Annotated in this window: 18 protein-coding genes; 11 read left to right on the forward strand and 7 right to left on the reverse strand. The window is 60.9% G+C overall.

All coding sequences use genetic code 11. The annotated features are described in order from the left end of the window. Nucleotides 1-34: 34 nt before the first annotated feature. From OU419_RS09445 to rarD, 9 genes are all read left to right on the forward strand, one after another. The gene (locus OU419_RS09445; RefSeq protein ID WP_254471912.1) at nt 35-769 is read left to right on the forward strand and encodes a glycosyltransferase family 2 protein; all 735 of its coding nucleotides are present in this window, start codon (nt 35-37) and stop codon (nt 767-769) included. Nucleotide 770: 1 nt separating this feature from the next. Next, the gene (locus OU419_RS09450; RefSeq protein ID WP_254471913.1) at nt 771-1505 is read left to right on the forward strand and encodes a glycosyltransferase family 2 protein; all 735 of its coding nucleotides are present in this window, start codon (nt 771-773) and stop codon (nt 1503-1505) included. Between the two features lie 18 nt (nt 1506-1523). After that, a complete protein-coding gene (locus OU419_RS09455) occupies nt 1524-2975 on the forward strand; it encodes a glycosyltransferase family 4 protein (RefSeq protein WP_254471914.1) in 1452 nt (483 codons plus the stop codon). Beyond that, nucleotides 2957-4186 (forward strand): glycosyltransferase family 2 protein, encoded by a 1230-nt coding sequence (locus tag OU419_RS09460; RefSeq protein ID WP_254471915.1) that lies wholly within the window; start codon nt 2957-2959, stop codon nt 4184-4186. Before OU419_RS09455 ends, OU419_RS09460 begins: the two co-directional genes overlap by 19 nt. After that, nucleotides 4179-5972 (forward strand): glycosyltransferase family 4 protein, encoded by a 1794-nt coding sequence (locus OU419_RS09465; protein WP_254471916.1) that lies wholly within the window; start codon nt 4179-4181, stop codon nt 5970-5972. Before OU419_RS09460 ends, OU419_RS09465 begins: the two co-directional genes overlap by 8 nt. Beyond that, entirely contained in the window at nt 5969-7198 is a 1230-nt protein-coding gene (locus OU419_RS09470; RefSeq protein WP_254471917.1) for a sulfotransferase family protein, read from the forward strand. The genes OU419_RS09465 and OU419_RS09470 overlap by 4 nt, the downstream gene beginning before the upstream one ends. Before the next feature lie 228 nt (nt 7199-7426). Then, a complete protein-coding gene (gene rpsA / locus OU419_RS09475; protein ID WP_254471918.1) occupies nt 7427-9109 on the forward strand; it encodes a 30S ribosomal protein S1 in 1683 nt (560 codons plus the stop codon). A gap of 141 nt (nt 9110-9250) precedes the next feature. Continuing rightward, the gene (locus OU419_RS09480; protein ID WP_254471919.1) at nt 9251-10123 is read left to right on the forward strand and encodes a carboxylate/amino acid/amine transporter; all 873 of its coding nucleotides are present in this window, start codon (nt 9251-9253) and stop codon (nt 10121-10123) included. Then, nucleotides 10120-11016 (forward strand): EamA family transporter RarD, encoded by an 897-nt coding sequence (gene rarD / locus OU419_RS09485; RefSeq protein WP_254471920.1) that lies wholly within the window; start codon nt 10120-10122, stop codon nt 11014-11016. Before OU419_RS09480 ends, rarD begins: the two co-directional genes overlap by 4 nt. Before the next feature lie 40 nt (nt 11017-11056). Here rarD and OU419_RS09490 read toward each other — a convergent pair whose 3' ends face one another. From OU419_RS09490 to OU419_RS09505, 4 genes are all read right to left on the reverse strand, one after another. Beyond that, nucleotides 11057-11665 (reverse strand): C40 family peptidase, encoded by a 609-nt coding sequence (locus OU419_RS09490; protein WP_254471921.1) that lies wholly within the window; start codon nt 11663-11665, stop codon nt 11057-11059. A 346-nt stretch (nt 11666-12011) separates the two neighbouring features. Continuing rightward, the gene (locus OU419_RS09495) at nt 12012-12407 is read right to left on the reverse strand and encodes an NUDIX hydrolase (protein ID WP_254471922.1); all 396 of its coding nucleotides are present in this window, start codon (nt 12405-12407) and stop codon (nt 12012-12014) included. Then, nucleotides 12404-12949 (reverse strand): dihydrofolate reductase family protein, encoded by a 546-nt coding sequence (locus OU419_RS09500; RefSeq protein ID WP_254471923.1) that lies wholly within the window; start codon nt 12947-12949, stop codon nt 12404-12406. Before OU419_RS09500 ends, OU419_RS09495 begins: the two co-directional genes overlap by 4 nt. Nucleotides 12950-13046: 97 nt before the next feature. Beyond that, a complete protein-coding gene (locus OU419_RS09505) occupies nt 13047-14360 on the reverse strand; it encodes a mechanosensitive ion channel family protein (RefSeq protein WP_254471924.1) in 1314 nt (437 codons plus the stop codon). A gap of 253 nt (nt 14361-14613) precedes the next feature. On the opposite strand from OU419_RS09505, the gene OU419_RS09510 reads away from it, so the two are divergent. Continuing rightward, a complete protein-coding gene (locus OU419_RS09510; RefSeq protein WP_254472203.1) occupies nt 14614-15951 on the forward strand; it encodes a DEAD/DEAH box helicase in 1338 nt (445 codons plus the stop codon). 70 nt (nt 15952-16021) lie between these two features. On the opposite strand, the gene OU419_RS09515 is transcribed toward OU419_RS09510, so the two are convergent. Beyond that, nucleotides 16022-17686: an MFS transporter gene (locus OU419_RS09515; protein WP_254471925.1), complete on the reverse strand. Its 1665-nt coding sequence runs from the start codon at nt 17684-17686 to the stop codon at nt 16022-16024. 283 nt (nt 17687-17969) lie between these two features. On the opposite strand from OU419_RS09515, the gene OU419_RS09520 reads away from it, so the two are divergent. Next, a complete protein-coding gene (locus OU419_RS09520; RefSeq protein WP_254471926.1) occupies nt 17970-19265 on the forward strand; it encodes a phospholipase C/P1 nuclease family protein in 1296 nt (431 codons plus the stop codon). Between the two features lie 56 nt (nt 19266-19321). Here the strand turns inward: OU419_RS09520 and OU419_RS09525 are convergent, their stop codons facing one another. Beyond that, nucleotides 19322-19585, reverse strand: coding sequence for a DUF2790 domain-containing protein (locus tag OU419_RS09525; protein WP_254471927.1), 264 nt, complete (start codon nt 19583-19585; stop codon nt 19322-19324). A 506-nt stretch (nt 19586-20091) separates the two neighbouring features. After that, complete coding sequence (locus OU419_RS09530; protein ID WP_254471928.1) at nt 20092-22239, reverse strand: FUSC family protein; 2148 nt, start codon at nt 22237-22239, stop codon at nt 20092-20094. Nucleotides 22240-22318 lie beyond the last annotated feature (79 nt).

The raw sequence follows: 22318 nt of genomic DNA on the forward strand, positions 1-22318 counted from the left end.
CTGCTTGACAAGTTTCTAAGAAGAGGCGCCCTGGATGACTGACATCAGCATGATCATGAATTTCCATGCAGAAGGAGTTCTTGCTCAGTGGAGTCTTCTGGCGTTCCAGCGTATGCGCGCAGTTGCTTATCTTCAGGGAATCGTTGTGCAGTTGGTGGCGGTTCTCGACTGCGCGGATACGGATACTCGGAAGATTGTCACCGGGCACGTCGCACTTGAGGCTTGTGACCAAGCGATCGAGGTATCGCATGCAGATCTAGGTCTTTCGCGAAATGCAGGGATCCCCCATGCGAGAGGCCGCTACGTAGCGTATTTGGATGGAGATGATTATTGCAGTGCCAACTGGCTGACACGGGCGCTGGCTGTGGCTCGCGCTTGCGGCGATCGTGTAGTGATTCACCCCGAATATATCGTTTCTCATGGTGCGATCCAGTCGGTTGGGCGTGTAATCGATCAGGTCGCTGATGACTCATTCGAACTTGCGAACTGCTTCAAGTCCCATCACTGGGGTTCGGCTGTGTTCGCGCGCAGATCCATCTTCGAGGAAATTCCGTACCAAGCGACGCGGGTGCGACAAACGGGCTTTGGCTATGAGGATTGGCATTGGGGGTTGGAGGTCATCGCGTCGGGGCGACTGCATACGGTTGCTAGCAGGACCGCCTTTTTTTATCGGCGCAAGCACGACTCGATGCTGGTTGATATGAATGATCGACAGGCAGTCGTACGTCCAAGCCGCTTTTTCGATCATCACTATGGAGTGAGGGGCTGACATGGGACGTGACATCGTATCCATAGTGATGACCTTCCATGCGGAGGCCCATCTGGCGCATTGGTCGTTGCTGGGCTTCGAAAGATTGCGTCGTGTCTCTGAGGCCGCTGGCATCAACATGCAACTGGTAGCGGTGCTGGATAGCGCTGATATCGATACAGGTCGCATCGTCCGTAGTCACCCGGTGTTGCGCCGATCCGATGTCTGCCTGGCCACTCGGCATAGCGATCCGGCTATCGCTCGCAACTCCGGTATCGACGCCGCCTCAGGATCTTATCTGGGCATTCTTGATGGAGATGACTACTGCAGTGCCAATTGGGTCGTCGAGTCTCTCGGTATGTTGAGAAGATATCCACAGGTCGTGGTGCATACGGACTATCTCGTCGTGTTCGGCTCCGCTTGGGGAATGGGAAGGCTCAGCGATCAACTGATAGGGGAAGGCCAACTCGAGAGCTGCTTCAAGCATCACTTGTGGGTGTCTACAGTGATTGCTCCCCGTGAGGTCTTCCTGGCGTGTCCGTATCGCGGCTCACAGATGGCCACGAGTGGTTTCGGTTACGAAGACTGGGACTGGAGCTTGGCGGTGCTAGCGCAGGGGATACGGCATACCACTGCCCCGGGAACGGCACTGTTCTATCGACAGAAGGTCACCCAATCAAGGCAGAGAGATGCCACTGCTCAGCAGGTGGTGTTGCAGCCCGGGCCTTTTTTCTCGTCGAAGCTCTGGAGGCACTGATTTCTCATGGGTAGGAGCATGGAGTTCAAACGCTGGCTGACCCGGGTTGCGCGCCGTAACTATTACCGAGGTATACGCTTCCTACGGAACTATCTGACTGAGCAACAGATGCAGCACTTTGTGCTGCTCTGTGACCGCTTGAAGTACCGGTGGTTTCCTGAGTTGTATCCGTCGATCTCTTCAGCGGCGCTAGGCGCGCTGCACAATCCGGCGAAGGTGCCGGACTGGATCATCGACGAGATGCGCGCGCTCGCGCACATTGAGCCGGCGATCTATCCCACTCCCGAAGTGCTGGCCAAGTTTCATACCTGGAGTTCTCCAGAGGATACCTACGCTGCACATTTGTACCAGGACATGCTGGACGATTTCGTGACCTTTGAGCCGGACATTATCTTTCTGGCTCCGCATATGATGCGTGGCGGGTCGGACTTGGGAACACTTCATCACGTGCAGCTTTGCGTCGCCAGAGGGCTACGTGTGACGGTGGTTCTGACGCGCGATGTGGTTTCTCCGTGGAGCCATCGATTCCCCCAGCAGGTTCGTGTCGTCGAGTTCGGTCAGCTATCACGACAGGCCAGCGATGATGATCGGCGCTTGGTATTGCTGCGTCTGCTCCTGCAGAGCCCTGCCACAACCCTCCATCTGATCAATTCGCATCTGGGGTGGCAACTGTTCGAAAGTTTCGGCAAGCCTCTGCGTAGTAGCGGAAAGCGTCTGTTCGCAAGCCTCTATTGTGATGATCTGGACCGTTATGGTGTGCGTTGCGGATATGCCACCGAGTTCCTGCCAAAGGTGTGGAAGCATCTCGATGGGGTGATTTCCGACAATACTGCCTTTATCGATGCCTTGCGCTGGCGTGATGGAATGCCTTCTGAGCTGATGCACACCGTCTACTTCCCGGTATGCATTGAGGTAAGGCGTACATCAACGGTTGGCCGCAAGGTTCTATGGGCCAGCAGACTTGTATCTCAGAAGCGACCAAGCTTGTTGCTGGAGATTGCCAGGCGTATGCCTGACGTTCAGTTCGAAGTCTATGGCGAGTCGGATGCTGATGATTGCGGGGTAGTGGAGCGCTTGGGGCAGTTGCCCAACGTCTGCCTGCATGGACGATACGACGATTTTTCCAAGATAGCGGCGGACGATGACTATGCGCTGTTTCTTTATACATCGGCCTATGACGGGTTGCCGAATGTACTGCTGGAAGCGACCGCATCAGGCTTGCCTGTAGTTGCTGCTGTAGTGGGAGGGATCGGCGAGCTGATCGATAGTTCACGTGGTTTCCCTCTTGAGCCAGAGGCGGGAGCATTGGCATTCGTCGAGGTCATTCGCCATGTATTGACGAATCCCGACGAGGCGTCCGAAAAAGTGAAACATGCGCAGGCATTACTGGTTGCAAGGCATGGATACCAGGCTTTCCTGCAGCAGATGGAACAACTGCCGGGATACTGGCCATGTCCTCGACGGGAATGAATGGATTGCGAATGGCGAGAACAAGCGATGGATGGCGATTTTTCTCTATCGGTCGCTTTGTGGGAGTACTGGCTCGGATACTGCGGCGGTATTGGCTGGGGGCGCCAATGATAGTTAAGCAGTCCAGTATGGATGTATGTGATGGCATGCTCTGGACGAGACAGCGCCCATTACTGAGTGTGGTGATACCGTGCTTCGATGACGGGGAGTTTGTAATCGATGCACTGCGTAGTCTTGCGCGTCAGACCTTTCAGGATTTCGAAGTTTGTATTGTCGACGATGGGTCGAGTGATCTCCGAACGATTCGTGCGCTGAATCGATTGGCAAAGTGGGTGGGGATTCCGCTGCTAAGACAGGTTAATGCGGGACCGGGTGGCGCTCGTAACGCAGGCATCGCTCGCTCGAGGGGGCGCTACATCTGTTGCCTGGATGCTGACGACTATCTTGCTCCCGATTACTTCGAGAAGTGCCTGCTCCTGCTTGAGGCCGACAGCGGGGTTGGGCTGGCATACAGTTGGTTGCAGCTCTTTGGTGATGAGCAGAGGTTGTGCAGGACCGAGAACCTCGACATCGAATTGCTGCGTTTCGTGAATCACTTGGGCGGAGCAGCGATATTCCGAAGAGACGATTGGCTTGCGGTAGGTGGGTACGCGGAGCGAAAGGACTGTCTCTACGAGGACTGGGATTTCTGGATTCGCCTGGCTACTCGAGGTATTCGGGGGCGTGTGATTCCCGAGCCGCTGCATTTTTATCGCCGGCACGGTATTACGCGCTTGCGCCAGGCGAATCAGCGAGCTTGGGAGATGCACAGCCAGTTGCGGCGACATCACCCCGTATTCTTCAGTGACCGGGCCTGGCGCCGCGAGTTGCGGAGACGGCAAGTATCGCGCCCAGTGGTTAGCCCGTTGCTCAACCTGTCCCGTCCGACCCAGTACGGATCTCCTGAATCCGGTGTCTATCTGCTGCATCTGCATGCCGGTGAGACGACGCCGTCCCGTGACGCTATTGAGTCATTGCCGTCGGGTGTGTCGCTGCAGGTGGTCGTGGAACACACTGCTAGGTTGCCGGCTTGGCTCGTGCAGCGCGCTGACCTGATCTATCGACTCCCGTGGTTGCTTGATCGCCGCCACTGGTCGGCTTTCGTCGAAAACTTTTGGATGACTCGGCGGGTGGTTTGTGCGTTGAGGCCGGAGGGGGTCTCGAATGTCTGAGCCTGATGGCGTGGTGCTTGTCGTAACGCGAAAGCCTCTGGCTGAGGTCGAACTGGACGCCATTGCTGAATTCTTGCGGACGCAGACCATGCCTCACTGGTGCTGGCTGCTGATAGCGGAGCGTGCACCAGAATCTTTGCGCAATGATCGACGAGTCATCTACTCCGCCGAGCCACGTTTCATCGCTATGTTCGAGCGTTTGTGGGGGTACGAGGCGAAATTATGTCTGGATCGCGCGGTCGAGGGTTTGGATCAACTGGCGATCGAGCAGGCACTGTGGTTCTTCCGTTCTCACTTGAGAGTGAGCCGCGCGGGGTACCAGTATGTTGTCGGACAGCCTTGGCGATTATCCGCGCACGGCATCAATAGCGTGGCCGATTGTCATTGGCTGCGCGGGAGGCATGTTGTCGGTAGGTGGGTGGTAGGCAACCCTAGGCGGCAATTGTTGATGGTCGTGCCTTGGCTGGAGCCGGGAGGCGCGGATCGCTGCAATCTGGATATCGCACGATGCCTACGCTCGCGAGGGTGGACGATCACCATATTGGCGACACTGGAGTGTGAACACCGATGGGCACACCGATTCCGTGAACTTGGCGCAGATGTGTTCATCGCGCCCTGGTTTCTAGCTCCACAGACCCTGCGAGGATTTTTGCGTCACTTACTGGCGAGCCGTCGGCCTGACCTGGTTTTGCTATCCAATAGTCGGGCCGGCTATGAGCTGCTCTCCAGATTGGATATAGGGGACGTGCCTGCGCCCTGGGTCGCATTGAACCATATGGAGGAGGCTTGGAGCGGAGGCGGCTTCCCGGCGATTGCCGTTCGGAATGATTCTTTGCTTGCAAGGCACTGGGTCGTCTCCAGTCACCTGAAACAGTGGATGGCCACGCGGAGCGTCGATGTCGGCAAGATCGACGTATTGCACTGGTTCGTCGACAGTGCAATCTGGCGGCCGTGTGCCGTTGCCAGAGCTATGGGCCGTCAGCGGTTCGGAGTTGCGACGGATGTGCCTGTCATTCTCTTCGCTGGTCGCTTGTGCCGGCAGAAGCGACCCGACCTGTTCGTCGACTGCATGGCTCGGCTCAAGCGCCTGGGAGCGGACTTCGTTGTTCTGGTGGCTGGTGATGGAGAGATGGCCAGCCATATGGAGTTACGGTTCCAGAAACTTGGTTTGAGCGAGCGGGTACGCATGCTCGGCTGGCTAGACGATGCTGGGTTGAGAGGGGCGATGCAGATGGCGGATCTGTTCTTCCTGCCGTCACAGGCCGAAGGCATCGCGCTGGTGTTGTACGAGGCAATGGCTTGCGGGCTGCCAATCGTTGGCGCCCGGGCTGGAGGACAAGCCGAACTCGTCGGGCCAGGGTGTGGCGTGTTGATCGATCCTGATGAGTTCGATCAGGTGCAGGCCTATTGCGAAGCGTTGACGTTATTGCTTGGTAATCGTCAGGCTTTGTGCAAGATGGGCGTTAATGCCAGGCGTCGAATTGTCGACTCCTTTAACCGCCTTCATTTCGAGAACCGTTTGACGGAGCTTGTGGGGCAGGCGCTGGAGGAAGGAGGCGTTGCTACAGGTACGGTGAGATCCTCTAGTGAATGTCGAGCGGCTGCTCATCTCCAATGGCAGTGGTGTTGCTGGCGGTTGCTGCGCGCCATGAGGCGAGGAGCGTTGGGACGTGTACTGCTCAGGGCTGCGCCATTGCCGGTGATTCTGAAGGGAGTGCTCTACCTGTACTCGCTCGGTTGGCAAGTCGCAGAAGTATGGCGCCGCCGCTCCAGGGGGAGTGCATGAGTCGTGTGGTTGTCGTGCTGGGCATGCACCGCTCTGGTACAAGCCTGTTATCTGCGGCTCTGGAGTGCCTGGGAGTGGAGTATGGCGACCGTCTGATTGCGCCGAGATCGGATAATCCCAAGGGGTTCTGGGAAGATGAGGACATAATCGCCCTCAATGACGAACTGTATGGCGTACTTGGTGGCTTTTCATCGAGCCTGGGGTTCGATGAGCAGCTTTTGCTGTCGATGCCGCACTGCGCTGAGTTGCAAGTGCGTTTGGCCCAATTGTTGGAACAACGCCTTCAGGCGCACTCGGTGTTCGGGATCAAGGATCCTCGTATGCCACGGCTTATGGGTGTCTGGGCGCCAATTCTGGAGGCGCAGAGCGATGCCGTCGACTATGTGATTCCACTGCGTAATCCACTGAGTGTGGCGGCGTCTCTGAAGGCGCGGGACGGGTTTCCTGACGCCAAATGTCTACTCCTCTGGTACGAGCATATGTATCGGACTCTGCCGTTCGCGCTGAGCGGGCGGGCAATCGTCATTGATTACGACGATTTGATTGATTCGCCTCGACCAGTATTGAGCAAAATTGCAACCAGAATAGGGCTGGCAGTGGATCAGGTGGCGCTGGATCGCTTCATGAATGAGGTGGTTGAACATGAGTTGCGCCATAGTGAATTCGTCGTGGCGGACCTGGAAGCGCATCCGGACAGTTTCCCAGCTTTGGTGCGGCTCTACGTTCTGCTGCGTGATCTGGTCGAAGGCAAGTGTTTCGACAGCGGAGGGGGAGCGCTTGCCAAGGTAATTGAGGACTTTCAGTCGCTCTGGCCGCTGTTGCGGCATTGTGGGCGCCAGGATATCGAGTTATGGACCAACTGGCAGTCTCGTCTGGCTGAGAACAAGTGCGCAGAACTCGGGCAGGAAGAGCTGCGGAGCAAGGTCGCAGCACTTGAATGCTCGGCCAGCGAGCGTGAGGCCGCCTGGAGCCTTGAACACGACCGTTTCGAGAATGAGTTGGCTGGGCTTGGGACAATGCTTGCGGAGAGGGAGTCAGCACTGAGCTGGTACCGTTCGGAACGCGAACGTCTGGAGGAGCAGGGGCTGGAGCTCTCCATGCAGTTGGCTGAGGCCAGGCGGATCGGAGCGTGTTGCCGCATATTGCGCGATAGCCTTGTCATATTCCTGACCTCGCCGTTGCGCAGGCTGCAGCGCATCTGGCAGCGAGGGGGTGAACGCAATTGACGTGTGTGAAGGTCGTTGCTACCATTCCAGACCTTGTATCGGGAGGGTTTCGCCCATATTGAGCGAAGCGTTTCCTTAAAATCTGAATGTGGAGCATCCGCTTCGGCGGATGCAACAGGGGGCCGGCAGGATACCAGTCTTGATCCTGCTGGCTTCTTTTTCATCACTTGACCGTGTTCGCTGGTGGCGCGGAATCGGGCTTACAAGCCTTTGACTACAGGTATAGACATGAGCGAAAGCTTCGCAGAACTCTTTGAAGAAAGTCTGAAATCCCTCGACATGCAGCCGGGTGCAATCATCACCGGCATCGTGGTCGACATCGACGGTGACTGGGTTACCGTTCATGCCGGCCTGAAGTCCGAGGGCGTCATCCCGGTCGAGCAGTTCTACAACGAACAGGGCGAGCTGACCATCAAGGTGGGTGACGAAGTCCACGTTGCGCTGGACGCGGTTGAAGATGGCTTCGGTGAGACCAAGCTGTCCCGCGAAAAAGCCAAGCGTGCAGAATCCTGGCTGGTTCTGGAAGCTGCCTTCAACGCTGACGAAGTGGTCAAGGGCGTCATCAACGGCAAGGTCAAAGGCGGTTTCACCGTCGACGTCAGCGGTATCCGCGCGTTCCTGCCGGGCTCCCTGGTGGATGTGCGTCCGGTGCGCGACACCACTCACCTGGAAGGCAAAGAGCTCGAGTTCAAGGTCATCAAGCTGGACCAGAAGCGCAACAACGTTGTCGTTTCCCGTCGCAGTGTCCTGGAAGCCGAGAACAGCGCCGAGCGCGAAGCTCTGCTGGAATCCCTGCAGGAAGGCCAGCAGGTCAAAGGTATCGTCAAGAACCTCACCGACTACGGTGCGTTCGTTGACCTGGGCGGCGTCGATGGTCTGCTGCACATCACCGACATGGCCTGGAAGCGTATCAAGCATCCGTCGGAAATCGTCAACGTTGGCGACGAGATCGATGTCAAGGTTCTGAAGTTCGACCGCGAGCGCAACCGCGTATCCCTGGGTCTGAAGCAACTGGGCGAAGACCCATGGGTTGCTATCAAGGCTCGTTACCCGGAAGGCACCCGCGTCATGGCCCGCGTCACCAACCTCACCGACTACGGCTGCTTCGCCGAGCTGGAAGAGGGCGTGGAAGGCCTGGTACACGTCTCCGAAATGGACTGGACCAACAAAAACATCCACCCGTCGAAAGTCGTTCAGGTTGGCGACGAAGTGGAAGTTCAGGTTCTGGACATCGACGAAGAGCGTCGTCGTATTTCCCTGGGCATCAAGCAGTGCAAGTCCAACCCATGGGAAGACTTCTCCGGCCGCTTCAACAAGGGCGACAAGATCTCCGGCACCATCAAGTCGATTACCGACTTCGGTATCTTCATCGGTCTGGAAGGTGGCATCGACGGTCTGGTTCACCTGTCCGACATTTCCTGGAACGAAGTTGGCGAAGAAGCCGTTCGCCGCTTCAAGAAGGGCGACGAGCTGGAAACCGTCATCCTCTCCGTTGATCCGGAGCGTGAGCGCATCTCCCTGGGCATCAAGCAGCTGGAAGACGATCCGTTCTCCAACTACGCCTCGATGCACGAGAAGGGCACCATCGTTCGCGGTACCGTGAAGGAAGTTGACGCCAAGGGCGCTGTCATCAGCCTGGGCGGCGAAATCGAAGGCATCCTGAAAGCCTCCGAAATCAGCCGTGACCGCGTTGAAGACGCTCGCAACGTTCTGAAAGAAGGCGAAGAAGTCGAAGCCAAGATCATCAGCATCGACCGTAAGAGCCGCGTCATCAGCCTCTCCATCAAGTCCAAGGACGTTGATGATGAGAAGGATGCGATGAAAGAACTGCGTAGCAAGCAAGACGCAGAAAGCACTGGTCCGACCACTATCGGTGACCTGATCCGTGCTCAGATGGAGAACCAGGGCTAATCCCTGCTTCCTCATCCAAGGAAAAGGGCGACTTCGGTCGCCCTTTTTCATTTCCGTGCTTCTTAAGCGGCGGGCGCGCAGAGCTTTTCTCCATCTGGCACCTGGCGTTACTTTGCTCGTCCCCTTCCGGTCCTCGCGTCCATGCCATACCTGCTTTTCGTTACCGTCCTCTGGGCGTTTTCTTTCAGCCTGATCGGCGAATACCTTGCCGGACAGGTCGATAGTTATTTCGCCGTACTCACCCGTGTTGTGCTCGCTGGCCTGGTTTTCCTGCCGCTGACCCGCTGGCGCGGGGTGAATCCGCGCTTCGTGGCAGGTGTGATGCTGGTGGGAGCCCTGCAGTTCGGCATCACCTACGTCTGCCTCTATCAGAGCTTCCGCGTCCTGACGGTTCCCGAGGTTCTGTTGTTCACCGTGTTGACGCCGCTGCATGTCGCGCTGATTGACGATGTGCTGAACCGTCGTTTCAACGCCTGGGCCTTGTTGGCGGCTCTCGTGGCCGTGTTTGGCGCAGGGATCATTCGCTATGACGGCATCAGCGGTGACTTCATTGAAGGTTTCCTGCTGCTGCAACTGGCCAATGCCACCTTCGCCGCGGGTCAGGTGTTCTACAAACATCTGGTGCAGCGCTATCCCTCGGATATCCCGCAGTTTCGTCGTTTCGGCTATTTCTTCGTTGGCGCACTGCTGGTGGCGCTGCCGGGTTGGCTGCTGTTTGGAAATCCGCAGAAGTTGCCGAGCACTGGACTGCAGTGGGGGGTGCTGGTTTGGATGGGGCTGCTGGCGACGGCGCTCGGGCAGTTCTGGTGGAACAAGGGCGGCACGCTGGTGGATGCCGGTACGCTGGCTGTGATGAACAACCTGCATGTGCCGGTGGGATTGTTGATCAATCTGCTGATCTGGAACGAGCACGCCGATCTGCCGCGACTGGCTCTGGGAGGCGCGGTAATCGTGGCTTCGCTGGGAGTCAATCGACTGGGTTTGCGCCGCCGGCCGTTGGAGCGCCGTTCGTGAGAATTTCCGGACGTGGCGTGGCGCTGTCCCTGGCGTCATCATTGCTGTTCGTGACCCTGCCTGGCTACATTCATGCGCTCGAACCGCTGACCAGCGTTCAGGTGATCGCGCATCGGGTGTTGTGGTCGATCCCGATGGTGTTGCTGCTGGTGTGGTTCACCCGCCAGGGCGGAGTGCTGCGTGACTCCTGGCGGCGCCTGTTGCGTGAGCCGTGGCTGCTCGCGTGTTTCCCGCTTACGGCAGCGATGATGCTGGTCCAGTGGGGCGTATTCATCTGGGCGCCCATGATCGGGCGAACGCTTGAGCTATCTCTGGGATATTTCTTGCTTCCGCTGACGATGGTTATGTGCGGCCGGGTATTCTACGGCGAGCGGCTCACCCCGTTGCAGGCCATTGCAGTTACCTTCGCGGCCCTTGGCGTACTGCACGAGCTGTGGCTGACTCGCGCATTCTCCTGGTTCACCCTGATCACCGCATTGGGTTATCCACCGTACTTCATGCTGCGCCGCAAGATGGGCGTGGACGCGCTATCGGGGTTCGTGTTCGAGATGTTGGTACTGCTGCCGTTCGCGCTCCTTGCGCTCTGGCTGACCGGCAGCGGGAGGATGCTGATGGAAACGCCCCGGCTATGGGCGTTGCTACCCCTGCTCGGGCTCATCAGCGCGCTGGCGTTCGGCGCCATGATGGCGGCCAGCCGGCTGCTGCCGATGGGGCTATTCGGAATTCTCAGCTATGTCGAGCCGGTGCTGTTGTTCGCCGTCGCTGTGCTGTTTCTGGGCGAGGCGTTCCAGCCGGCGCAGTTGTGGACGTACGGGCCGATCTGGATCGCCGTACTGCTGACCGGCTGGGACAGTGCCCGGTTGCTGCGCCGGCAGGCGCGTCGCAGGCTTTGAGGGGGCGGGCGCTTCCCCCGTGGGAGGAAGCGCCGCGACGTTACTCGTAGCGACGGCCGGGTAGATCGGCCTTCGCCAGGGTTTCCGGCAGGATTCGCTTGGCTGCGAGGTAGTGACGCTTCCAGTAATCGCCGTTGAGATCGGAGACGCGAACCTTCTGGCCACGGCGCGGGGCATGCACGAACTGGTTGTCGCCGACATAGATGCCGACATGGTCGACATTGCGGCGGTTGTGGATTCGGAAGAACACCAGGTCGCCCGGTTGTAGGTCAGTGCGCTCGATCTTCGGGTTTTCCCGCATGTTGTAGATCTCGCGCGCGGTACGCGGCAGGTCTACTTCATCGACGTTCTGGAAAACGTAATTGACCAGGCCGCTGCAATCGAAGCCGCGCTTGGGCGAACTGCCCCCCCAGCGGTACGGCGTTCCGATCATGCTGAAGGCACGTTGAGTTACCTGATGCGCTTCGCTCTTGGCCGGTTTTACGGTTTTCGAGTTGAAGGTCAGCAGTGCACTGCCCTGAACCGGAACGCGCAAGTCGACTGGCGCGGGTTGGTAGGTGCGTGAAATCTTGTTAGAGGCGTTAGCCTCGGTGGCGGCCAAGAGGGTCGCCAAGCCTATGGAAAGGCATGTCAAAAGGGTACTACGCATTCGGCATGTCTTCTTGCTGGTTGATGTCACCCAGACTCCGCTGGATCGCCGTTGCTCTGCGGCGTGGTTTCCCTTGGTCCGCTCAAAAATTCCACGCATTCTGAACGACTTTTCATGACAGTTTTTACCGTCCGTCGATTCTGATAGTCGCTGTGTGACTTGTCGGAGTGGCCGTGACATGTGTTCAGACGCGTTGGTCACGGTTCGACCTTATAGCTGGAAGCCCTATGGGATGGGGGCTGAGGGCGTGCGCGCGATGTGGCGCCGCGAATGACGGAAAGCCAGGTGCGATGCGGTACGGCGGAGGAAAACCCGACGAAATGCAGATTCTCGTGCTGGCCTGAAGTCAGCCCAGGTGCTGGAGCAGGGCGGGAAGAACCTGCTCGCGCAGCAAGGGTGCGAGGTTCTGTGGATAGTCGCTGGCGGTATCCAGCCAGGCCAGCTCCTCCAGCTCGGCGGCGGGCTGAACCGGGTGGGGGAGCGTCGCGACGAACACATGGGCGTCGACTCGCATATTCGGTTCGTTGGCCGCATCGGCCTGGAAGCGCCCCAGTGGCTTCAACGCGTTTTCCTCCAGGCGCAGGTCCAGTTCTTCCTGCAGTTCGCGCAGCAGTGCCTGTACCGGTGTTTCTCCCGTCTCATGCTTGCCGCCGGGCAACATGAAGGCGTGAGTACCTCGTTTCCGTACCAGCAACAGGCGTCCGGTGTCATCGAGCAGACAGGCGGCGGCGATGGTGATCATGGCGAAGGGGTTTCCTTGAGAACCTGGTAACGCATCTGCACGATGCCACTGGGGAAGCTGCGCTGCTCCAGCAGTTGAAGGCGCTGCTCCAGCCCGACGCTGAACAGTGGAATGCCGGCGCCGAGCAGATGCGGGATGATGCTGACAATTACCTCGCCGAGCAATCCGGCTGCGAGGATGTTGCCGGCCAGACTACCTCCGCCGACTAGCCAGATGCGTTTGCAGCCCTTTGCCAGCAGGGTTTCCAGCGCTTCGCTCGGCGGGCAGTGCAGCAACTCGACCTGGGGGGCTGCCTGTGGAAGGTGATTGGAGCGGGTCATGACGACCGTCGGTTTGCCTGGGTATGGCCAGGCGCCGAAACCGAGGCATTGCAGGTAGGTGGCACGCCCCATCAGCAGGCCGTCGATGCTGGCGTAGAAGGCATCGTAGCCGTGATCGTCGCCCGAGCCATCGTAGCCTTGCAGCCAATCGACGCTACCGTCGGGACGGGCGATGTAGCCGTCCAGGCTGGCGGCTACGTAGTAGATGAGGACGGGTGGCATGGCGTTCTCCTGCTAGGCGCGCCCGCTCGGCGCGCCTGGATTGAGAATGGCACCGCCCTGAGGCGTCGGCCAGCGGCAACCGCTGCTGCCCCTCCGGTCAGGCCGGCTGCTCGGTATCGATCGGCGATTGCCGGGCCTTGTCCTGCGAGCCATCGTGTATCAGGCCGGCTATGCCGCTGCGCAGATCCTGGCCGCTGGGTTGCTGGTAGACGCCCAGACTGAACTCCGGCAGGACCGCCAGCAGGTAGTCGAAGATGTCGCCCTGAATCCGCTCGTAGTCCAGCCAACTGGTCGTTCGGGTGAAGCAATACACTTCCAGTGGCACACCCTCGGAAGTCGCCTGCAACTGGCGCACCATGCAGGTCATGTGGGGGTGGATATCCGGGTGAGCCTTCAGATACGCCTCGGCGTAGGCGCGGAAGGTGCCGATGTTGGTCAGTCGCCTGCGGTTGGCGGAGAGCGGAGCGGTGCCTGCGTTGGCGCTGTTCCAGTCGGCCAGCTCGCCGTGCTTGCGCTGCAGGTAGTCAGTGAGCAGACGAACGCCTGTCAGTCGCTGCGACTCCGCTTCGTCGAGGAAGCGTACCTGGCTGGAGTCGATGTAAATGCTGCGCTTGATCCGTCGCCCGCCGGACTGCTGCATGCCACGCCAGTTGCGGAACGACTCGGACATAAGGCGCCAGGTGGGGATCGAAACGATGGTCTTGTCGAAGTTCTGCACCTTGACGGTGTGCAGGGTGATGTCCACCACGTCACCGTCGGCGCCTACCTGTGGCATCTCGATCCAGTCGCCCACGCGGAGCATGTCGTTGCTGGTCAATTGTACGCTGGCGACGAAGCTCAGCAGGGTGTCCTTGTAAACCAGCAGCAGTACCGCGGACATTGCCCCCAGTCCGGAAAGCAGCAGCATCGGCGAGCGGTCGATCAGGATGGAGACGATGATGATGCCGCCGAAGACGAACAGGAACAGCTTGGCCAACTGGATATAGCCCTTGATCGAGCGCGTGCGGGCGTGTTCGGTGCGCGCATAGATGTCCAGCAGGGCGTCGAGCAGTGCGCTCACCGCCAGTAGCAGGAAGAATGCGGTGATCGCCAGCGCCAGGTTGCGCAGGAATGTCTCGGGCCGGCCCGTCAGGTTGGGGATGAGCGCGAGACCGAACTGCACCACCAGCGAGGGCACTGTCTGCGCCAGGCGCATGAAGACGCGGTTATTGCGCAGGTCGCTGACCCAGCTCAGTGCTGGCTGCCGGGCGAGCAGGTCGGCTACGCGCTGGAGTAGAAAGCGCGCCAGGCGGCCGAGCAGCCAGGCCAGGCTAAGCAGCACGCCCAGGCCGAGGGCCGCGCTGATCAGGGGGTGTCGGTCGAGAATGGCCCAGTAGTCCTGGAGAGTCGTGAGCAGCGAGGAAAAGTCCATAGGCGGTCAACTTCCTTTGGATCGGGGCGCCAGTGCGGGGTGGCGCGTGTTGCGGGGGCTACAGATTAGCCGCGAAGCTCCGGCCGTGGCGGTCGGAATGAGCGCGGCATTGTAGCGGCAGATGTCGGCGGATGCTGTTCGTGTCCTCAGGCCTGTTCTTCCGGAAGGCAGCGAAACTCAAGGCCGCCGGTGAATAAAACCTGCGTTCGGGCGCGCCAACCGTTACGCTATGCAGCTATTTGGTCTTCATGTGATATCGAGGTCTGCCTTGTTCTCCCAATTCGCCCTGCACGAACGCCTGCTCAAGGCGCTCGATTCGTTGTCCTTCACCGAGCCCACGCCGGTCCAGGCCGCGGCTATTCCGAAGGCCCTGGAAGGACGCGATCTGCGGGTGACGGCGCAGACCGGCAGCGGCAAGACTGCCGCGTTCGTATTGCCGCTGCTGCACCGCCTGCTGTCCGAGGAGAGGCCCAAGAGCGGTGCCCGCGCGCTGATCCTGTTGCCGACCCGCGAGTTGGCCCAGCAGACGCTCAAGGAAGTCGAGCGCTTCGCCCAGTTCACCTTCATCAAGGCCTGCCTGATCACCGGCGGCGAAGACTTCAAGGTGCAGGGCGCGCGCCTGCGCAAGAACCCGGAAATCATCATCGGCACTCCAGGCCGCCTGAACGAACAGTTCAACGCCGGTAACCTGCCGCTGGGCGATGTGGAAGTACTGGTGCTCGATGAAGCAGACCGGATGCTCGACATGGGCTTCTCCGAAGACGTCCTCAAGCTCGCCGCCCAGTGCCCGGCCGAGCGCCAGACCCTGCTGTTCTCCGCCACCAGCGGCAGCGGCCTGCATGAAATGGTCGAGAAGGTCCTGCGTGAGCCGGAGAACCTGCAGCTCAACCGTGTCAGCGAACTGAACGAAGACGTCAGCCAGCAAGTGATCCTGACCGACGACGTCGCGCACAAGGAAGCGCTGCTGCAATGGCTGCTGGCCAACGAAACCTTCGATAAGGCCATCGTCTTCACCAATACCCGCGTTGCTGCCGACCGCCTGACCGGACGCCTGATCGCCGCCGGCCACAAGGTGTTCGTGCTGCACGGCGAGAAAGACCAGAAGGACCGCAAGCTGGCGATCGAGCGTCTGAAGCAGGGTGCAGTGAAAATCCTGGTCGCTACCGACGTGGCCGCCCGTGGCCTGGACGTCGATGGCCTGGATCTGGTGATCAACTTCGACATCCCGCGCCGTGGCGACGAGTACGTGCATCGCATCGGTCGCACTGGCCGCGCAGGTGCCTCGGGCACCGCGATTTCCCTGGTCGGTCATGGCGACTGGAACCTGATGTCGAGCATCGAGCGATACCTCAAACTGCGCTTCGAGCTGCGGGTCATCAAGGAGCTCAAGGGCACCTACAAGGGGCCGAAGAAGGTCAAGGCGTCCGGCAAGGCTGCCGGTACCAAGAAGAAAAAGGACGACGCGAAGAAGACTGGCAGCAAGTCGCCGGCCAAGAAGAAGCCCGCTGCCAAGCCGAAATCCGGCCCGTCGAAGGTGGTGAGCCAGGACGGCATGGCGCCTCTCAAGCGCAAGAAGCTGGCAGCGGAGTGACCTTTTCGCACTAACTGGCTCGCCCAACCAGAAACGCCTCCCACTGGGAGGCGTTGTCGTTTCTGCGCTGCTAGCCCAGTGTCTCCGGCGGCGCCTCGTAGCTGCCCGATTCGTAGCTCACGCCATGCCGGATTACAGGCGGCGAGTCGCCCACGTGCAGGCTGGTGACGTTGTCGATGATTGTCTTGTCTTCGATCGTCATGCGATCGAGCATGCGCAGGTGGCCGATCCAGTTGTCCACCAGCAGCATCTCCTGCCAGATTTCCGGATTGCTCACATCGCGATACAGCGCCCAGCGCTCCGCACCGTTGCGCAGGCGCAGACGGCGTAACGGCTTGGCCGCGCGGACGAAGTCGCGGGTGCGCTCGGCGGGGATCCGGTACTCGATGGACACCAGCACCGAGCCACGCTCGGGGTTGAATACGAAGGTCGGCTGCCCCGGCAGGCCGACCGGAGCGCGGGCGATACTGGCAGAGTCGAGTTCCGGCAGCCGCGAGTTGTACAACAGCGCAACCGAGACCAGAAGCAGGCAGCCGGCGGCGATCAGCGCACCCTGCACGCCCATTGTCTCGGCGAAGTGCCCCCAGAGGAATGAGCCCGCTGCGAGGCCGCCATAGATCGCTGTCTGATACAGCGCCAGAGCCCTTGCCTTGACCCAGTCCGGCACCAGTATCTGTACCGCCGAGTTGTAGGTCGCAACCGCGGCGATCCAGCAACTGCCGCCGATGATCAGCGCCGGGAAGATTACCCAGAGGTTATCGACCCAGCCCAGGGTCAGCATCACCAGAGCCAGGATGGCGGCCGAGAAGCTGATCAGCCTGCTGCTGCCGATCCACTTGCGCGCCTTGCTCACCGCCGTGCTGGCGATGATGGCGCCCAGGCCGAGCGCGCCAAGCATGTAACCGTACACCGACGCATTGCCGTCCGGGTTACGGTGCGCTAGCAGCGGTAGCAGCGCCCAGATGGCGCTGGCGGAGAGGCCGAACACCGCCGAGCGCAGCATTACCAGGCGGGTGACACTGGAGTACTGGGTGAAGCGCAGCGCGGCGATAACGCCTTCGAAGATGTGCTCCGGTGGCAGGGTGCGTTTGGGCACGTCGCGGCGCCATTGCCAGATGGCCCAGATCAGCGCGGCGTAGCACAGGCAGTTGAACAGGAACACCCAGGATGGCCCGGTGGCCGAGAGCAGCAGGCCGCCGATGGCCGGGCCGACCGCGCGGGCGACGTTGTAATTGACGCTATTGAGCAGCACGGCATCGCCGAGCATGCGGGCAGGCACCTGCTCGTTCACCGCCGCTTGCCAGGCGGGGATGGTGATCGAGCTGCCCAGCGACAGCCAGAGGATCGACACGATCAGCAGCAGCGGGTCGAGATAACCCATGAATGCCAGCAGCGTCACCAGCGCGGCACCGGACAGCTCGACGGACAGCCCGACCAGCATGATCTTGCGGCGGTCGTGGTTGTCCGCCAGCACCCCGGACATGATCGACAGCAGCACCAGCGGCAACGCCGACGCGACCTGGATCATCGCTACCATCAGCGGGCTGGCGTGAGCCTCGGTGACCACCCAGGCGGCGGCGACCGATTGTGCCCAGGTGCCCAGGTTGGCGAACAGGTTGCAGATCCAGATGATGCGGAACGCGGCGATGCTGAAGGGGGCGAGTACGCCGCTACGGGGTTCGGCAGGATCGGGCTTGAGAGGGAGGTCGTGCTTGGGTGAAACGGACTGCAGCATGGGAACGCCCTTTTACGCGAGTGACCGGCGAACGCGCTGCCGGTGCTTTCCATGCCGGGGAAGTGTAGTGGCTGGAAGCGTTCGCGCCATTGATGTCGATTAGGGTCCGTCGAGATTTTGCCGCGCGGCCCGATCGGCTGGGCTGCAACAGGACGCCAGCGGACCACCCTCGTGGCGTTATCCGTGACTCGCGCTGGCCATCTTCGACAGTGTTCTGCCAGCGGGGGATTGGTAGGCTTCTCGGATATTTCATACCCGTATTGCCAATAAGAGCGAAGAGCCGATGAAGCGATTGTTTTCCTGCCTGCTGCTGGGGCTGCTTGCCGTGCCGCAAAGTCTCTGGGCCTGGTCCAATCACACGCTGGGCAGTTACATCTCCCTCCGTCAGTTGCCTGCGGTGGTGCAGGCGCCCGAGGTCGAGGTGGAGCCGCTGGAGAGCTTCCTGACCCAACAGCGCGCTGGCCTGGTGGAGTTGCTGGACACACAGGAGGCATATGCCCGCGAGCACTTCCGTGAGTACCCGGCGCGCCCGGATAGCCTGCGCCTGAGCCTCGATGGCCGCGACGACCTACGCAAGGCATTCCTCATGGCTCTGCGCCTGAACCCCGACATCAAGCTGGCCACTGCCGTCCAGCCGCCGCCGGGTGGCGATCTGCCGGGGCATGTGGCACTCAGGCCGGCGCAGGTACTGGTGTTCCGCAATCTCTCGGGGTGGAACCAGTGGCGCTTCCTGCAACTGCAGGCCGGCGAAAAGGTGCCAGCCATCGATGTGCTGGCCAGCGCCGCCGATGAGCCGGACTTCGGTCATGATATCAACCTGTTCAGCGACAATCCGGGCGAAGTCGGCCAGCTCTACGGCTTCGGTACACAGCCGTTCGGCGATCCGCGCTACGAGTTCAGCTCCCAGGCGCCATTCCACATGGGCTTCTACCACGAGGACGCAATCATCTTCGCCGGTGCGCCATACCTTAAGCGCAACTGGCCGGAATGGCGTGCATACCAGTTCTACGGGCTGTCGCGCTTCGCCTTCGAAAAGGGCCATCCCTACTGGGGCTACCGGTTCCTCGGCTGGGCGATGCACTACATCCAGGACATGACCCAGCCATACCACTCCACACCGCTGCCGGGGGAGACCACCACCAGCATGTTATGGACCGCGGTGAAGGCGATGGCCGGTTTCGATGCCGACAAGCAGACCGCGATCCAGCGCGTGGCGGACCGGCATACCGGTGTCGAGAGTTACCAGATCGACTGGTTGCGCGAGACATTGCGCCAAGGCGGACAGTCGTCGCTTTTGGCGGCCTACGCGGATACGAGCGGGGATGGCGGTTATCCGCCGTACTCCACGGAATATCTGCGCGACGTGGTGGCGGGCGAGTCTCATGCCCACGCTGCGGCGTTCGATGAAGCCATCGGCCATTGGCTGGAGGGCCGGAAGGTGCCGGCGGGAGATTTCAGTGCGGGGAACTCGCCGGAGCCGTTCCGCCATGATGAGCAACTGGACGAGCAGATTCTGCAATTGATCCGGCACTTCGGCTCGCACAGTCGCAACATCGCGAAGGCGGCCTTGCAGCCGTAAGGAGAGTGGCATTCCCGCCGGGGCTGCGTGGGCCGCGGCGGGAACGCACAAGTCGCTTAGCCGCCGGTGCAGCCGTTGCCCCACACCTGGTACTCGACGGTGTGGCGCTGACCCTGGGAGTCTTCGTAGGTCATGCGGGCCGGCACGATGCCGCACTGGTTGGAGACGTCGGTGGTGGAAATCACATGAGCGACGTCCAGTTTCATGTCGTAGGTGTACTGCTCCACGGCCGCGCTTTGCGCCTGGTCGCCGGCATTCGCCTGCTCCGCGAGAGCGAGCGAAGAGAAACCGGCCAGGGCCAGGATGACTACAGCTTTCATGAATTTACCTGCCTTGTTCCCGGCGTCCGGACATGACCTGGCCGTAACGCTGAGCCGATGGCTCCGTCGGGAAGCTTTTGGGAAAGATTTACGGGTCTTGGTTGGTGTTGCGGCGCGCGCTGTAACAGCACGGAAATAATAGGATTCTGTTGAACCCAGTCATATATCCGGACGCCACAAATACTTCGTACTCAGAGACAACAATCGAGCAACGGTGCGGGTTTCCGAGTGGGCTGCGTGGCAGGGTGACGCATGCTGGCGGGGCGAATTCCGAGGGGCGTTGCGGCTAGGGACCGCTCCTGCGGAAACCTGCTTCGTGCTGGCCTGTGCTGGAGCGGTTGTCCCGGCGGTTCGTAGGCTGGCATCAGCCCGGGTGGGCGAGACTTTCGTGGGAACCTGCCCGCGAATCGCGCCGGTGCAGCGCAGGATCGGGTTCAGCCGTGATCGACTCGTCGCGGGCTCTTGCGGACGGAGTCCGCTCGTGGGAAACGAGCGCCGCGTGCGCATCAATCGCGCAGTGGCGACTGCGGATCGAGCAGCGAGGTGCGGATGAAGTGCAGGTAGCTGCACACGCGTCGTAGCGGCGAGGAATCGAAGTGTGGCGGCCTGCGGTCGTCGGTGGTGCGTGTCGCGTGGATGGCGTGCTCCACTGCCGCCAGGGCGCGCAGGCGGTTGCTTTCGCTGGGCTGGATGAACAACCGGATCAGCGAGCGTCCCAGGGCGCGGATCGCTCGCCGCCACGGCATACGCTCGGCGTACCAGGGCTCGTTCGGCAACGCCTCCTGCTCCCGGCGCAATTCGAGGATCGACAGACCGATCTCCTGCACCTGGAAGGTCCAGCGCAACAGCCGGCGCTGCACGTCCGGGCGGCCTGTGGATAATCCATAGGCTTGGTTGAGCAGATCCCGCGTGCCGCCTTCGAAGCCGGACGACAGGCCCTTCAGCGGATCGCTGATGACCCGCACCACACGCAGGCGCAGCTCGGCTTCCAGGCGTTCCCAAAGCCACGGGCGGTTGGGTGGCAGGATGACGATCGCGGCAATTACCGCCATGCCCATCGACAGCAGCATCGCCAGGTATTCATTTATGAATGTATAGGCGTCGTAGCGCGCCAGGTTGGCTGGCAGCGAGGCGATGCAGAACCACACCAGCAGGCCGACGCCGTAACCGCTCCACTGTGGCCGGGTGATCAGGAAGGCACCGAGGGCGAATACCGGCGCGAGCACGAAGCACAGCAGTGGGAAGCCGTCGATATGCGGCAGCACGCGGAAGGTCAGGATGAATCCCAGCGTTGCGCCGAGCAGAGTGCCCAGCGTCAGTTGCAGCGACAGCCGCTTGGGGGTGGGGGAAGCGGAGGAGAGGGCGGCGATCAGTACGGAAGTCAGCGCGAAAGTGGCGCCGCTCAGCCAGGACGTCGCGATCCAGAACACTCCTCCGACAATCACCAGCAGCGCACAACGAAATCCGGCGACGGCTGCAGCCAGGGCGTTGGCCTTGGGAGTGAAACGCTCCTTCCACTGCTCGCGCTCATGTTTGTGCGCAGCCAGCGAGGCGTGGGTCTGCGCGTAGTTGTGCATGTCGTCAGTGAAGCGGTACAGCAGCTCGGCGGCGGTCTCGAAGTCCATCTGGTCGGCGTCGCGCGGGCAGGTGTGGCTGAGCGTGGCGCGGGCCTCGCGGATGCGCGGCATGAGGTGGTGCTTGCACAGTTCCAGTTGCACTGACAGGCGCTCGGCATCGGCTTCGCTCAGTGGTCGGCCATGCCAGCTGGCGAGCAGTTCACTGACATCGATCAGGCATGGCATCAGCACTTCCAGTACGTTGCTGGCCTGGCGTTGGCGAAGGCGGTCGAGCAGGCGCTGCAGGGCATGGAAGCGTGTTGTCAGTTGCATGAACTCGCTGTTCAGCCGCGCCAGGCGACCGCTGCGCAGGCGCATGTGCGGGTCTTCGAAGGCAGTGACGTTGCGCAGGCTCTCAAGCCCTACTACCTCGGCCGCGATGCGTGCGCTGGCCTGCTCGAAGCGTTCGCGGTCGAGCGTGCCGTTGAGGCCGGCGCTGGCCAGCCCGGCAAAATCGCCGAAGCGGGTGTTGAGGGCATTGCGCAGGGCGGCGGTGCTGGTCTGTGGCAGGACGATGGCGCTGACCACGCCGGTGCAGAGAATCCCCAGGGTGATCTCGATTACCCGCCACAGCGCCTGCATGAAGGCGCCTTCGGGGTGCAGGGTGGCGGGAATGCCGATCATCACCGCGGTGTAGCCGGCGAGCAGGCAGGCATAGGCGCGGAAGTCCCGGTAGCGCGCAGCGCCAGCGGTGCACAGACCGACCCAGATTGCCACGCAGAGCAGGAACAGCACCCGCTCCTGGGCGAACAGGGCGATCAAGGTAACCATCACCGTCAACCCGGTCAGGGTGCCGAGGATGCGATAGAAACTTTTCGCCAGCACCTGACCGCTTTGCGGCTGCAGCACGATGAAGGCGCTCACCAGCACCGTGTTGGGCTGCGGCAGCTCCAGGCGATAGGCCAGCCACAGCGCGGTGAAGGCTGTGATCAGCGTCTTGAGGATGAACATCCAGGCGACGCCGTCGGTATGCGCCCAGTCGGACAGGGCGAAGCGCAGCGCGGCAGCCTTGGGCAGGCGCACGGATAGACTGCTCATCGGGCTTAACTCGGCGGGCGCTGGTCGGGATGGTTCGGGCCTTGGCGACCCTGTAGCTGGAGTGTGGAGCGAAGGGGTG

Origin of the sequence: Pseudomonas triclosanedens (assembly GCF_026686735.1) — a bacterium.
Lineage (GTDB): Bacteria > Pseudomonadota > Gammaproteobacteria > Pseudomonadales > Pseudomonadaceae > Pseudomonas > Pseudomonas triclosanedens.